10 protein-coding genes are annotated in these 13,734 nt (G+C 65.8%); 2 read left to right on the forward strand and 8 right to left on the reverse strand.

Annotation, left to right across the window (positions count from 1 at the left end):
• Positions 1-88: 88 nt before the first annotated feature.
• Positions 89-868 (forward strand): electron transfer flavoprotein subunit beta/FixA family protein, encoded by a 780-nt coding sequence (locus tag VE009_RS26055; RefSeq protein WP_325012858.1) that lies wholly within the window; start codon positions 89-91, stop codon positions 866-868.
• Between the two features lie 30 nt (positions 869-898).
• Positions 899-1,900: an electron transfer flavoprotein subunit alpha/FixB family protein gene (locus VE009_RS26060; RefSeq protein WP_325012860.1), complete on the forward strand. Its 1,002-nt coding sequence runs from the start codon at positions 899-901 to the stop codon at positions 1,898-1,900.
• 37 nt (positions 1,901-1,937) lie between these two features.
• Here the strand turns inward: VE009_RS26060 and VE009_RS26065 are convergent, their stop codons facing one another.
• The 8 genes from VE009_RS26065 to purU all read right to left on the reverse strand — a co-directional run bounded on the left by VE009_RS26065 (position 1,938) and on the right by purU (position 13,714).
• Positions 1,938-2,309: an STAS domain-containing protein gene (locus tag VE009_RS26065; protein WP_325012862.1), complete on the reverse strand. Its 372-nt coding sequence runs from the start codon at positions 2,307-2,309 to the stop codon at positions 1,938-1,940.
• Positions 2,306-2,755, reverse strand: coding sequence for an ATP-binding protein (locus VE009_RS26070; RefSeq protein ID WP_325012863.1), 450 nt, complete (start codon positions 2,753-2,755; stop codon positions 2,306-2,308). The genes VE009_RS26065 and VE009_RS26070 overlap by 4 nt, the downstream gene beginning before the upstream one ends.
• A gap of 80 nt (positions 2,756-2,835) precedes the next feature.
• A complete protein-coding gene (locus tag VE009_RS26075; protein WP_325012865.1) occupies positions 2,836-4,638 on the reverse strand; it encodes a BTAD domain-containing putative transcriptional regulator in 1,803 nt (600 codons plus the stop codon).
• Positions 4,635-6,266 carry a PP2C family protein-serine/threonine phosphatase gene (locus VE009_RS26080; protein ID WP_325012867.1) on the reverse strand — a complete coding sequence of 544 codons (1,632 nt, stop codon included), beginning with the start codon at positions 6,264-6,266 and terminating at the stop codon, positions 4,635-4,637. The genes VE009_RS26075 and VE009_RS26080 overlap by 4 nt, the downstream gene beginning before the upstream one ends.
• Complete coding sequence (locus VE009_RS26085) at positions 6,259-7,866, reverse strand: PP2C family protein-serine/threonine phosphatase (protein ID WP_325012869.1); 1,608 nt, start codon at positions 7,864-7,866, stop codon at positions 6,259-6,261. Before VE009_RS26085 ends, VE009_RS26080 begins: the two co-directional genes overlap by 8 nt.
• A gap of 147 nt (positions 7,867-8,013) precedes the next feature.
• Positions 8,014-11,901 (reverse strand): S-layer homology domain-containing protein, encoded by a 3,888-nt coding sequence (locus VE009_RS26090; RefSeq protein ID WP_325012871.1) that lies wholly within the window; start codon positions 11,899-11,901, stop codon positions 8,014-8,016.
• A 69-nt stretch (positions 11,902-11,970) separates the two neighbouring features.
• The gene (locus VE009_RS26095) at positions 11,971-12,666 is read right to left on the reverse strand and encodes a hypothetical protein (RefSeq protein ID WP_325012873.1); all 696 of its coding nucleotides are present in this window, start codon (positions 12,664-12,666) and stop codon (positions 11,971-11,973) included.
• Positions 12,667-12,823: 157 nt separating this feature from the next.
• On the reverse strand, positions 12,824-13,714 hold the full coding sequence (gene purU / locus VE009_RS26100) for a formyltetrahydrofolate deformylase (protein WP_414694934.1): 891 nt from the start codon (positions 13,712-13,714) through the stop codon (positions 12,824-12,826).
• Between the last annotated feature and the right edge of the window lie 20 nt (positions 13,715-13,734).

Genomic DNA, 13,734 nt, shown 5'->3' on the forward strand with positions numbered 1-13,734 from the left:
TTCGGGCGGGCGGTTCAGGCGTAGGAGACGGTTTCATGGCATAGGATGGTAAAAAGGTTCTCGCAAATACGAAACGGAGGCGGGACGGATGAACATCGTGGTGTTCGTGAAACAAACGTTCGATACGGAGGAGCGGATCGTTCTCGCGGGAAACGGGGTTTCGGAGGAAGGCGTCAAGTTCGTCGTCAATCCGTACGATGAATATGCCATCGAACAGGGCATCCGGCTGCGGGACGAGGCGGGCGGCGGCAAGGTTACCGTCGTCTCCGTCGGGCCCGCCCGCGCGGCGGAGGCGCTGCGGACCGCGCTCGCGATGGGCGCCGACGAGGCGGCGCTCGTCGACGACGCGCGCATCCCGGCCGACGAATACGCGGTGTCGATCGCGCTGGCGGCCGCGGCGCGGCACGTCGCGGGCGGGACGCCCGACGTCGTGCTCGGCGGCAATTTTTCCGTCGATAACGGCGCGGGGCAAGTGGCTATACGCGTGGCGGAGCTGCTCGGCATGCCGCACGTCGCCGCTGTGACGGCGCTGACGATCTCCGGCGGGGTCGCGTCGGCGGAGCGCGACGCCGAGGGCGACGCGGAGCTCGTCGAGGTGCCGCTGCCGGCGTTATTCACCGCGCAGCAGGGGCTGAACGAGCCGCGCTACCCTTCTTTGCCGGGCATCATGAAAGCGAAAAAGAAACCGCTTGCGACGCTCGCGCTCGACGACCTCGGCTTGACGCCGGAGGATGTGGCCGCAAAGACAGTCCGGGTCGGTCTGGACCTGCCTCCGCCGCGGGCGGCCGGCCGGTTGATCGCCGGCGACCCGGCGGCGCAGGCTGCGGAGCTCGCGCGGCTGCTGCGCGAAGAAGCGAAGGTGCTGTAAAGAGAGAGCTGATGAAGGAGGTTGACTACTATGTCCAACCGCAAAACCTGGCTCGTTATCGCCGAGGAGCGCGACGGAGCGCTGCGCCAAGTGTCGTTCGAGGCGCTCGGCGCGGCTTTCGCCGCGGCGGCGGAGGGCGACGCGATCGTCGCCGCCCTGATCGGCAGCGGCGTCGCGGGGCACGCCGACGCTTTGGCCGCGCGCGGCGCGCAGCGCGTGTACGTCGTCGACCGCCCGGAGCTGGCGGTCTATCATCCGGAGGCGTTTCTCGCCGCCGCCCGGTCGCTCGTGCAGGCCGTGCAGCCTGCCGGAGTGTTCCTCGGCCATACCGCGGCCGGCCGGGATCTCGCGCCGCTGCTGGCGGCGGCGCTCGGCTGCGGCGCGGTCACCGACGTGACCGCGGTATCGCCCGGCGGCGAAGGCGGCGCGCCGCCGGTGTTCACGCGCCCGCTGTACGCGGGCAAAGCGGCGGAGCGGCGAACGGCGGCGGAGCCGTTCGTCGTCACCGTGCGCCCGAACAACATTCGGGCGCCGGAGCCGGCGGACGGCGCGGCGGCCGCCGCCGTCATCGCCGTCGAGCCCGCGGCCGCGCCGCTGCGCGCAATCGTGAAGGACGTCGTCAAGAAGACGTCCGGGCGCATCGACCTGACCGAGGCGAAGGTCGTGGTCGCGGGCGGGCGCGGCGTGAAGAGCGCCGAAGGGTTCGCGCCGCTGCAGGCGCTGGCGGATGCGCTCGGCGGCGCGGTCGGCGCTTCCCGCGGCGCGTGCGATGCGGGCTACTGCGACTACGCCCTACAAATCGGCCAAACGGGCAAAGTCGTCACGCCCGAGCTCTATATCGCCTGCGGCATCTCCGGCGCCATCCAGCATCTCGCGGGCATGAGCGGCTCGCGCGTCATCGTGGCGATCAACAAAGATCCGGAAGCGCCGATTTTCAAGGTCGCGGACTACGGCATCGTCGGTGATCTGTTCGAGATCGTGCCGCTGCTGACCGAGCAGTTCCGCGGCGCCGCGGCGGGCGGCGAAAATTGATGCGACGCGCCCTTGGCGAAGAAGAGGAGGAGGAAGCCTACGCTTCCTCCTCCTCTTCTTCGATGCGCTGCAGCACCGCGTATTCGTCCGGGTAGATCGCCATGTACTCGGTGAGGCCGACCATCCGGAACAGCTTTTGGTAATGCGCGTTCACGCCGTACGCGAACGTGCGGAAGCCGGACTTCAGCCCGAGCCGGACGAGACGAATCAGCACGGCGATGCCGGCGCTGTTCACGTAGGGCACCTCGGTGAAGTCGATGACGAGTCGCCGCTTGCCGCCCTCGAGCCCGTCCTGCCAAGGGCGCGCGCCGAGCAGCGCGTCCTCCGCCTGCTTCGTCACGTCCCCCCGCAGATGCACGAACGTACACCGTTCCGTTTCGCGGACGACGACCGAAACCTCTTGATTCATGCCTGTCGTTCCTCCTTCGCGGCCCGAAACCGCAATTCCGCGCAAAATCCGCGCTCATCGTGGTAAAACAGCACTTCGTCCGCCAACTCGCGCATTAAAGCGATCCCCCAGCCGCGAGGGCTTCCTTCAATGATCGACGCTTTGCGCGGCTCGCGCGCCGCGTCGAACGCCAGCCCCTTCCCCTGGTCGTATACGCGTACGACGGCGAAGCCTCGGCGGAACGCGAAAGTGACGACTACCCGGCGATCCGGTTCGAGGCCGTTGCCGTGCTCGACTGCGTTCAAGCACGCCTCGGCCGCTGCGCTGGCCAAATCCTCCGCTCGATATTCGGGAAATCCGTGCAGCCTTGCCAACTTCTTCAGATCGGCCAGAATGCGCTTTTCCTCGCCCCATCGGCTCGGAAAGCGCCACGTGCGGAGCGGCCGGCCCCCGGGTTCGTCCTTCATGCGTTCACCCGCTTCCTGTTCGGCGCAGTGATGCGCCTCTATGCTTCCATTATCTTACTCCACGCCCGCTTACATTTTCCTTACAACATTGACGAATCAACGATCCGTTTGGTTTCAGGCAGCGGCGCGATGCCGTACTCTTCGAGCAGACGCCGTTCGAACGCCGCATAACGCCGCTTCGCTTCGGCGCCTCTGCCGGCTTGGACGAGCAAGAGCAGCAGCGATCGGCAAGCTTCCTCGTCCAGCGGCTGCAGCTCCAACCACCGCTCGCATACCGCCTCCGCCTTCGCCGCATCCCCTTTCCGCGCCGCAAGCGCGTACAGCTGCCTGAGAACGCGGAGCTGCTTTTGCTCCAACTCGTTCCTAAGGCGTTCGAGCCATTCGATGTACGGCAAATCCGGCAGCAGAGGACCGTAAATTTCGGCGGCAGTCCCGTACATCTCTTCGGCCAGCTCCGGATGCGCGTCCGCGAGCTGGTCCGCCACCCGGATCAGCGCCGTATATTTCTCGACGTCGACCTCTTCGATCCACGGCTCGGGCAGCCGCAGAACGCCGTCGCGCAGCGCAGCGCCGTCGCTCCAGCCAAGCGATTGCTCGAGCACGCGCCTCAGCTCGTGCACGACGACGTACAGCTGGTTGGATCCTTTGACCGGGTCCGCGGCGTCCCCGAACAGCGCGTCGACCGCCTGCTCCCGCGGCATGCTGTAGCCCGGACGCAAGAGCAAACAAAGGAACAGCTCCTGAGCCTTCTTCCGCTTCCAGCGCAGGGGGGCGACCGGCGCGCCCGCGCGCTCGACCGCGAAAAGGCCCATGCAGCGCACGCGCACCGGCGCGGACGCAGCCTTGCCGGGGCTCGCGTTCTCCGCCTTGCGGAGCAGCGCCTCCGCGCGCGAGACGAACCGCTCGTACTCCGGCGGCAGCCCAAAGGCGCGCAACGCTGCCGCTTCCGCCAGCGCCGCCGCCGCATGCACGCGGTCGCCGCCCGTGACGAGGCGCAGCGCGCGGAGCAGCCAGGCTTCGGCCTGCAGCTCGAGATCGCCGGGAAAGCGCGCCGGCGCTTCGCGTTCGTACCGCTCCGCTTCCGCCGCCGCGTCCGGCCGGCCGAGCCGGAGCCTCGCGGCGAGGCGCGACGCCTCATGCAGCAGCCGCATATGATCGTCCGACGCGCCTTCGCAGGCGATCTTCGCCGCCCGCTCCGCTCGCTTCCATTGGTCCGGCTCGTCGGCCGCCCAAGCGTCCTCCATGGCGTCGAAACACTCCAGCAGCCGAACATGCCTCGCGTACGAGGCGTCCCACGACGCCTTCTGCCGCAGCAGCCTGCGCAGCGCGTCCTCCTCGCCACGGTCGGCTTCTCCGCCCAGGCGGGCCCACGCGTACAGCGCCTCGAGCGACCGCTCTGCGCAATCTTCCGCCATGAAGCTTCTCGCCGCCCGTTCGCAGCGCCGCCGCCGCTCCGCCGCGGACAAGCCGAGCAAGTGCCCGCCGCGCCCCAGCGCCAGCTCCGCATCGGGCCCAGCGGCGGCGCCGGCTTCCGTCTCCCCGCGGAGGAAGCGCAAGGCGGTTTCCGCCTCGGCGACGTTGCCGAGCCGCACATTCACGCACGCGAGCCAGGCGATCGCCTCCGTCAGCCGCTCCGCCGCGCCGTGCCGCGCGAACCCTTTCACCGCTTGCTCGGCCAGCCGCTTCGCTTCCTCGCAGCGCCCTCGGCGCAGCCGGTCGCGGGCGTACGCGGCGGCGACCGCCGGCGACCGCGCCAGCCAAGCCTCGGGCGGCGCCTCCGCCCCCTCGGGCCACTCGCCTCGCAGTTCGGCGATCCGGCATTCCAGCGCGAACAAATCGGCAAGCTCCCGCTCGCCGTCCCGCTCCTTCGCCCCGCCGTTCATGCCGACGCCCCCCCTGCGACCGGCTCCGCCCAGGTCCGATCGCCGTCTCCGGCCGCTCCCGCGTACCGCAGCAGCAGCATCGTTCGATCGTCATCGTAAACGCCCTGCCGGGGCGGCGGCAGGAAGCCGTTCAGCCGCTCCAGCAGCTCTCGCGCGTCCCCTTCCTCCGGAAGCGCCGCGAGCGCCTCCTCCAGACGGTCGAAGCCGAACATACCTCCGTCGTCGGCTTCGGCCTCCACGATGCCGTCGGTATAGAGCAGAAGCCTGTCGCCCGGGCGCAGCTCGAAGATCGTCTCCGTGTACGTCTCGTCCGAGTCGATCCCGAGCGGGAAGGACGGCGAAGGCCGCAGCTCCTCCGCCCGCCCGTCCCGGACGAGATACGGCGCGACATGCCCGGCGGACGCGTACGTCCACCTCCCGTTCGCCGGATTCCAGCAGCCGATGCCCATCGTGACGTACATTCTTCCCTTCAGCGTTTCGCTGAACAGGCCGTTCAACGCGCGCAGCGCCTCGGCGGCCGAAGCGCCCTGCCTCGCCTCCTTCCGAAACAACGCCAGCGTCGCAGTCATCAGCATCGAAGCGGCTACGCCTTTGCCCGAGACGTCGCCCACCATAACGAGAAAGCTGCCGTCGCCGCGCTCGACGATGTCGAACACGTCGCCCCCGACTTCGCGGCTCGGCGACGAAACGGCCGCCGCATCGAAGGTTTCGCGCGTGCGGAAGACGGCCGGCAGCAGCTTTTGCTGCACATGGTAAGCGAGCTTCAGCTCCCGCCTCATCTCCTCGGCCTCTTTGCCCATGCGGCGCTGCAGCAGATTGAAAGCCTCCGTCAGCTCTCCCAGCTCGTCGCCCGACACGACCGGAATCGGCCGGTACGTCGCCGATGCGCCGCCCCTCGCCAGCTCCTTGATGCTGGCGAGGACGGCCCGCGCGTCGCCCCTCATTTCTACGATCAGCAAATAAAACACGACCGTGCAGAACGCGAAGCGGGCGCCGACGGTCGCCGCGATATCCCAGATGTCGATCGGGCGGTCTTCGTTCAGCAGCAAATATTCGACCCCGCTGGAGGCCAGGATGAAGCAGCACCCGACGATCGCGAGGCCGAGCGGCGCGGCGAACGACCGGCCCGGCGTGCGGGTTTCGGCGCGGAGGCGCATGACGTACGGCCGCACCGTTCTTCGGCACAGCGCGTACATGAGCAAGCCAATGATGAGCGCGATCGTCTGTTCCGCGACTAAATTTTTAGCGAGAACCCGGTAATCCTCCCAGGCAAGCGATGACAACGGCACATCGTAAAACTGAAATTGCAGCGCGTGATACAGCCCGGAGAACAGCAGCGAGATCGCCATCAGCCCGGCGAACAGCCGGCCGGGCAGCCGCAGCAGCTTCGCGTACAGGTCGCGGTCGGATGCCGGTCGGCTCAGCCGCGCATACGCCGACAGCAGCAAGATCGCGATAATGAGCAAATTGCCGGCCATGACCGCCGGAATGTTAAACCGGAGCAGTTCGCGCAGCGAGCTGCCGTGCAGCAGTACGTTGTTCAACATAAGCATGGCGGTGCCGACGAGCAGGGACAGCACAAAAATGAGCACCAGCCGAGGAAGCAACCGCAGCGCCAATTTACGCAAACGCGCGCACCCCTTTCTCCGAAACGTTCCGCCGTTCGACGACGAGCAGCGTCCGAGCCGACGGATGCCGCTCTCGTCCGCCTTCCGTCGCTTCCAATAGAGCCTCGATGAGCGATTCCGCGCCGCCCTTCTCGGCGACGGATTCCGCGAGACGCTGCAGCGCAAGGAAGCCGTTATCCCGCTCCGTCGATCTCGCCCGCTCGGCGACGCCGCTCGTGTAGAACAGCAGCCGGTCGCCCGGCTCCATCGTCCAGCGCTCGCAGCCGTAGACGGTGCCTTCGGCGGCGCCGAGCGGCAGCGCGTCGAGCGCGACCGGCCGCACCGCCCCGCGGCGCAGCAGCAGCGGAGCGGCGTGCCCCGCGCTCGCGTATTCCAACGTTCCGCCCGAGGAGCCGAAGATGGCGAGGCCCGCGGTCACGATCGTTCCCCCGCGCGCCGTATCGTAAATCGAAGCGTTCAATCGCCGAAGCAGCTCCCCCGCCGTACCGCCCTCGCGCGCCTCGGTGCGGAACAGCATGACCGCCGCGGTCGTCATCAAGGCGGCGGCCACCCCGTCGCCGGACACTTCTCCGCACAGCAGCGCCATGCGGCCGTCGGGCAGCGGATGCCAGTCGTAGAAGTCCCCTCCGACTTGCGCCGCGGATCGCCTGCTTTGGCCGCAGCGAATCCGCATGTCGCCGTAATCGGCCCGATCCCCGGGAAGCAGCATGCGCTGCAGCGCTTCCGCCATCTCGAGATCGCTTCGCAGCTCCTCGTCCTCTTTCGCCGCTTTCGTCTGCAGCGCATTGAACGCCGCCGCCAGCTCCCCGATTTCGTCGCCCGACGTCACGGGCAGCAATCGGATGCGACGCTCCGGCCCGGAGCGGACGAACGCCCGGATCGTGTCCGACAGCGTCCTAAGCTCCCTCCGAAATTGGAGGATGAACGCGAACAGCACGGCGACGGCGAACGCCAGCGCCAGCGAGGCGACGACCGCGGTCGCAGCCGCGCCCGGCTGCTCGTCCCGCATCAGGTGGTTGCGGATAAACCAAATTTGCGGCACGGCGGCGACCGTGAGGCTCGTGACGAAGACGGACAGCCACAGCCCCAGGAACGATCGGGAACGCTCCGGCAAAGCGGCGGCCGCCTGCAGCCGACGAAGCGCCGGCCGCACCATCCGGCGGGCGAACGACATGTAGGCGAACGCCCACAGGAAGCCGAAAGCCGCCTCTACGACGATGTGCCGCAGCACCAACTCGTCGAACGGTCTGATCCGGAAATGGAAAATTTCCAGGATGTGATATACGGCAGAAATGAAGGCGCCGGCGGCAAAAACGCCGATAAAAATTTCCTTCGGAAATCCGCTCAAGACGCGGAACGCTCGGCGCTCCTCTTCGATGCCCCTCCCTCCGTCGACCGCCGGGAGCAGCGGTTTCAGCCTCCATGCGGTGTAGCGGTGAAGCAGGAACGAATATAGAAACACGGAGCCTGTCACGAAATAAAAATCGAATCGAAAGATGTGGCTCAAGGACGAACCATCGATCCCGACATTATAGGAATTCATGCAGATCACGGCGGCGAGCGCAGCCCCATAATAGAAGACGAGCAAGGTCCTGATCAAAACAGACTACCTCCTTGGCCGCTCGATAGGTGTTTAGGACTACAATTCGTGCCGGATTGGCGAATTCCTTCCTATCCGATCGCGTTTACAAACGAGAAGAAACCGGGTTCTCCCGGTTTCTTCAAGTCTATTCGTTTCCCTCGCCGATCAGTCGATAAATTCGAGATGGCGCAGCAATCGGTACAGCATCGCCGCCGCTTCCGCCCGGGTCGACTCGTCGTTCGGGGCGAACGTCCCGTCCGGGCGCCCCGATACGATGCCTGCGTCCGCGGCGAGCTCCACCTCCGCCTTCGCCCACTCGGCGACGACAGCGGCATCGGCGAACCGGTCGGCCGAAACCGAAGCCGAAGCATCCGCTTGGCCCCGTCCGACGAACGTCAGCGCGCGCGCGATCATGACGGCCATTTGCTGCCGCGTGATCGTATCGCCCGGACGGAACTGTCCGTCTCCGACGCCGCCGACGATGCCGCGCTCCGCGGCGGCGCCGACCGCGCCGGCGTACCATGCGCTCCCTTCGACGTCCGAAAACTTACTCGCCGTCGGACGCTCGTCGAGCCCGAGCGCTCTCACCAGCATCGCGGCGAACTCGGCGCGCGTAACGCTGCGGTCCGGCGCGAATGCGGTCGCCGACGCGCCGTTCAGCACGAGCTTCGACGCCAGCAGCTCGATATCCCGCTTCGCCCAATGGTCCGCGACGTCCTCGAACGTCTTGAACGATTCGGCCACCGCGTAGATTGAATTACCGTTCCGTTTGATCACGACCCGCGTCGCGCCGTCCTCCGTCACGAACAGCGCCGGCACGAACCGCATCGCTCCGGTCTCCGGATCGAAGACGACCGCCGTCGCCCGATTGCCGTCGACCTGCTGCGGCACGATGATGCTGCGCGAAACGTACGTACTGCCGAAATCGTTCACTTCGGTCGATCCGCCGGCGCCCTCCGCCGTAATGCGGAATTCGACCGCTCCGCCGAGCAGCGCGAGGCCTTGCCCTTCGGCCCTTCCTTGCAGCTCTGCGGCCGTTTCGCCCGATACTTGCTCCATCGTGATCGTGATCGTGACGCCTTCGGCTGCCGTCCCCAGCTGCGCGGCCAGCGCATCCAGGTTCAGCAGTCCGAGCGGCAGCTCATAGGTGGCCGTCTCGCTCGCCACTTCAAGCACTGCGCCTTCCGCGTCCGCCGACGCGCCGGCCAAAGCGCTTGCCGGGATGGCGACCGCCGCGACCTGCTCGGTGGCGCCCAGCTCGAGCCGGATGCGCTTCGCCTCGGCCGGCCGTTCGACGAGCCGCGCAAGCGCTTCGTTCAGCGCCTTCGCGTCGACGGTCACCTTCGTCACCGCCTTGCCGTCGGCCGTCGTCTCCCGCGTCTTCACAGCCGCATCCTGCCCAAGCACGACTTCCTCGCCGCCGTCCCCGGCGTCTTGCGACGCGGACGGGTTCGGCGCCGCCCCGCCGGGAGCGTCGGTCCCCGTGCCGCCGCCGTTGCCGCCGTTGTTATTGCCGCCGCCGGAATCGGCGCTCGGCAGCGGGGTCATATCGACGTAAGGCATCTCGGCGTCTCCGACCTTGTACGTCTTCGCCGGCGGCACGAACGGGCTGTACCCCGCGCCGGACGCGCTCACCGCGACGTTCTCGATCCGGTTCTCGTAGCCCGGTATCGTCACGAAAAAGCTGTACGCGCCCGGTTCGACGTCCAACGAAACATGCATATACTTCGCCCCGTCGACCGTTCTCGTATGGAACGAGATCGGAATGCCGGAGGCGTTCCCCCCGTACGTCGCGTCGGTGACCGTGCCCTCCAGGCTTGCCGGTATCGACGCCCCGGCGAAGACGCGAATCCGGAACCCGTCGTAATTCACGCCTTGGGGGAACTTAAAGTCGCCGTAAATATGCTCGGCGCTCGGCGCCACCGTCACCGGGAACGAGCGAGATATTCCGCCGTGCGTTGCCGTGACGACGGCCTCGCCCGCCTTCAGCGCCGTCACGACGCCGTCGTCGACCGATACGATGCCCGCCGGCTCCGCGCTGTACGTCGTCGCGTCGTCCGTCGTGACGTCCGATTGGCTCGAGTCGGAATACACAGCCGTAACCTTGAACGACTTCGTCGGATTATGGGTCACTCGAAGCTGCATGAGTGCCGCATCCACGTTCAAGCCCGTCAACGTCTTCTGCGGCGGATTCTCCTCGCTGTCCGTATTCGCGGAAATGGATACGGTCTTCTCCGAGTAACCGACGTTGAACGAGACGATCATGCCGCCCGTCGTCACCTCGACCTGCTTGTTGCTCAGCGAACCGCTGCTCAGCGCCGCGGTCAGCTGCTCCGGCGCCGTCACGCCCCATTCGCCGAGCAGCTTGCTCGGCAGGAACGCCTTGAACTGCCCGACGTTCTCTTCCCCGTTCGCCCGATAGTGCGGGCCGGCGATAAAGATGCTGACCGTTCTCGTCGCCGCGTCGTATGCCGGCTGACCGAACGACTGGGCGTCGGTCACGATATACATGCCCCGCACCAGATCGCGCTGCTCCGCCGTCAGCATCGCGCCGTCGTCGAACGCCAGCTGAATCGCGTTCGCATAGCTGATTTCCGCCCGGTCGTGCCCGTCGCCGTCTTTCGCGCCGTCGCGGTCGAACGAGAACGGCATCGGTCCGACCCGGATCGCCGCCGTACCGTCCTGCACGCTCCACTCCTTCACGTCCCCGGTCCCGATCAGGATGACCGGGTCGAACGAGCCCGGCTTCACGTCGAGCGCATACACCGTGCCTGCCGAGTCTCCCGGGAGCTCCGTGTAATCGTAGCTCTGCACCGGCTGGCCTTCGTACACGCTCTCCGTCACCGCCGGCGTCTTGTTATTCAGCTTCACCTGCAGCAGCCCGCTCTGGACTTCGACGTTCGGAAGCACGCCGTCGGCGGAGCCGGGGCCGCTGAAGACGCTCACCGTCGCGCACGGCGGCACGGCCGGGTCGCCGCATACCGTGCTCGGCGGCGACGGAGGCGTCGTCGGAGGCGGCGGCGGAGGCGCATAAGGCACGAACGCCAGCGTAAGCTGCGCCGAATCTTGTGCGCCCGCCTCGTTGACCGCGCTCGCCTTGACGACGATCGTGACGTTCGCCGGCGCCGTTAACGGCATCGCGGCCGCGCCCATCGGCGCAAGGCGAATTTTGTTCGCGTCGCTCTTCGTGACGGTCAACCCGATGAAATCCGGCAGCCCGACGATCGCGAGGTCGGAAGAACCGACCGTATCTTTCACGGTCGCATTGCCGAGCGTAATCTCGAACGCGTCGCCGTCCGCCGCGGCCATGTTGTTTTCCTTCATGGCCACCTCGGCGTCCGTCGCGGTCGCCGCAATCGGGCCGAGGCCCCCTCCTCCGTCACCTGCGGTTTGAATACTCTTCGGCGTGGATTCCGACATGCCGTAAGGCGAAACGGTTTCGACTTTGTACCAATACGTTTTTCCTTGCCCAATATCGTACGCGCTGTCCGCATCCCCCGTCGGATGAATAAAGCCGTTCACCGTCTTCGCATTGATCATCGCGAAGGGGCCGTTTTCGTTTTCGGCGCGGTACACCCTGTATTCCGTAGCGCCGTCCACTTTCGACCACATGATTTCAATATGCTCGGTGCCGGGGAAGCCGTAATCGAGCTCCGCCAGCGACAAGATGTCCGGGGTCGGCAAGCCGCTGTAGGTGGACACCGTCCCTTCCGTGCCGGTCCGTTTTGCTCGCACGGTAGACGTCGAGCCCCAAACCGATTCCTCCAGCACAAACATATCCGGGTTCAGCCCCGGCGAGGCGGTTCCGGAAAACGCCGCTCGATGCTTCCCGCCTTCGTCCGTGATCGTCGGCGTCCCAAGAGTTACCTCAGTTAAAGCATCCGCAGAATTCCCGTACGAAAGCTTGATCGAATAATTTGCACCCTCATCCGTAAAATACTCGGATGTGTAAAGATGCCCTTCGGCAGCCCCTGTCGCGGAATCGTACGTCACCGTAAACGTTTGTACGGCGAAGGCGGAGAACGGCATCAGCAAACTTACGAGTAGCGACAAAACGAGAGCCGTGCTTATTTTTGCTCGAGTTGAGCCGGATACCATGTAAAATCCCCTTTCCCCGCGCTCTTACTTGATCGCTTGCTGCTCTTCGTCGGTAATGAAGTACATATGGATGTCGTAGTGGGGAATCTCCATACCCGGATGGCCCGTCGGCTGGAACTCGATGTCCGTTTGGACGACCGCCGGCGACGGCACGCCTTTCATGCCCGGCAGGTTACGGAAGTTGACGCCCTCGGCGAAATCCTCCTGCGCAATCATGTACTCCAGGAAGATGAGCTTCCCCTTATATACGCCGTAAATCGGACCGGTCGGCAAATCGCCAGCAACCGGGTTCGCCCAGTGCTCGCCCATCGCCGGCACGACGATCGGTTCGAGCTGGATCGTGCCTTCGGGCAGCGCCAAGATGTACAGCTCGGCATGCTCTTGGTCCCACGTCACGCTTTGCGCGCCGACCGCGCTCGCGAGATCCCGCGCCCATGCGGTGGCGACGCCGTCCTTCATCCGGATCGGGACCGATTTTCCGTTCACCGTCGCCGACTTCCGATCCGCGCCGATCGCCGCTTCCCCGCCGAACAGAGCCGCGAACGCTTCGACCGATACGTACGTTTTGCCGCCAGCCACGTGGTTTGCCGCCGATGCGACCTCGACCCCGTTCACGAGCACGGACAACTTCGCCGCCGAATGCCCCGCATGCGCGGACGCCGCGCTCGCCCCGCCGAGCAGCATCCCCGCGCACAGCAAACCCGCCAACACTTTTCTCATCGATCAACGCCTCCTTGGTTTCCATTTCCACGACGATGATATCAACCGATTCTTACAAAATCCTTACAAAATTCTTCGTCCCGAACGCACAAAAAAACTCCCTTGTCCGCCGGGACAAGGGAGTCGGCCAATTCGGGGTACCCCGAATGTTTCGCTATTAATTAAATACGACCGTCTTGTTTTCGTGCACGAGAATGCGGTCCTCGAGATGCCACTTTACGGCGCGGGCGAGCACCGTCCGCTCGATCATGCGGCCGATGCGCTTCAGGTCGTCGACGTTGTCGCGATGCGTCACGCGCTGGACGTCCTGCTCGATGATCGGCCCGCCGTCGAGCTCTTCCGTCACGTAGTGCGCCGTCGCGCCGATCAGCTTGACGCCGCGTCCGAACGCCTGACGGTACGGGTTGCCGCCGATGAACGCCGGCAGGAACGAATGGTGAATGTTGATGATGCGGTTTCGGTACGACTCGATGAACGTCGGCGACACGATCTGCATGTAGCGCGCGAGCACGATCATGTCGGCGCCGTACCGCTCGACCGCTTCGACTTGGCGGCGCTCCGCCTCCGGCTTCGTCTCCGGCGTGACCGGAATGTGCACGTACGGAATGCCGAACGGATCGACGAGCCGTTTCATGTCCGGATGGTTGCTGACGACGACGGCGATGTCGGCGTACAAATCGCCCGACTGCCACGACCAGAGCAGCTCCAGCAAGCAGTGATCTTCCTTCGATACGAAGATGGCCACCCGCTTCTTCACGGACGCGAGCGTGAAGCGGCAGTCCATGCGGAATCGCTCGGCGATCGGGGCGAAGTCGCGCTCGAGCTCGCTGAGCCGGCCGGCGAGGCCCTCCAGATCGAACTCGATCCGCATGAAGAACATCCCGCCTTCCGGATCGGCGGAATATTGGTCGGATTGCACGATGTTGGCGCCGTGCTCGAACAGAAACTTCGATACGGTCGCGACGATGCCCGGGCCGTCCGGGCAGTAGATGAGCATGCGCCCGCGGTCGGGGCTGATCAGCTTTTTAGAAGTTTGCAACGGAATCATCATAATGCGGCTTGTCTCTC

The sequence above is a fragment of the Paenibacillus sp. genome (assembly GCF_035645195.1).
Classification (GTDB): domain Bacteria; phylum Bacillota; class Bacilli; order Paenibacillales; family YIM-B00363; genus Paenibacillus_AE.

Bases quoted from the DNA above. Each gene is read 5' to 3' on its own strand.
- VE009_RS26065 (WP_325012862.1), bottom strand. From the start codon at position 2,309: ATGAATCAAGAGGTTTCGGTCGTCGTCCGCGAAACGGAACGGTGTACG.
- VE009_RS26055 (WP_325012858.1), top strand. From the start codon at position 89: ATGAACATCGTGGTGTTCGTGAAACAAACGTTCGATACGGAGGAGCGG.
- VE009_RS26060 (WP_325012860.1), top strand. From the start codon at position 899: ATGTCCAACCGCAAAACCTGGCTCGTTATCGCCGAGGAGCGCGACGGA.
- VE009_RS26095 (WP_325012873.1), bottom strand. From the start codon at position 12,666: ATGAGAAAAGTGTTGGCGGGTTTGCTGTGCGCGGGGATGCTGCTCGGC.
- VE009_RS26070 (WP_325012863.1), bottom strand. From the start codon at position 2,755: ATGAAGGACGAACCCGGGGGCCGGCCGCTCCGCACGTGGCGCTTTCCG.
- purU (WP_414694934.1), bottom strand. From the start codon at position 13,714: ATGATTCCGTTGCAAACTTCTAAAAAGCTGATCAGCCCCGACCGCGGG.
- VE009_RS26075 (WP_325012865.1), bottom strand. From the start codon at position 4,638: ATGAACGGCGGGGCGAAGGAGCGGGACGGCGAGCGGGAGCTTGCCGAT.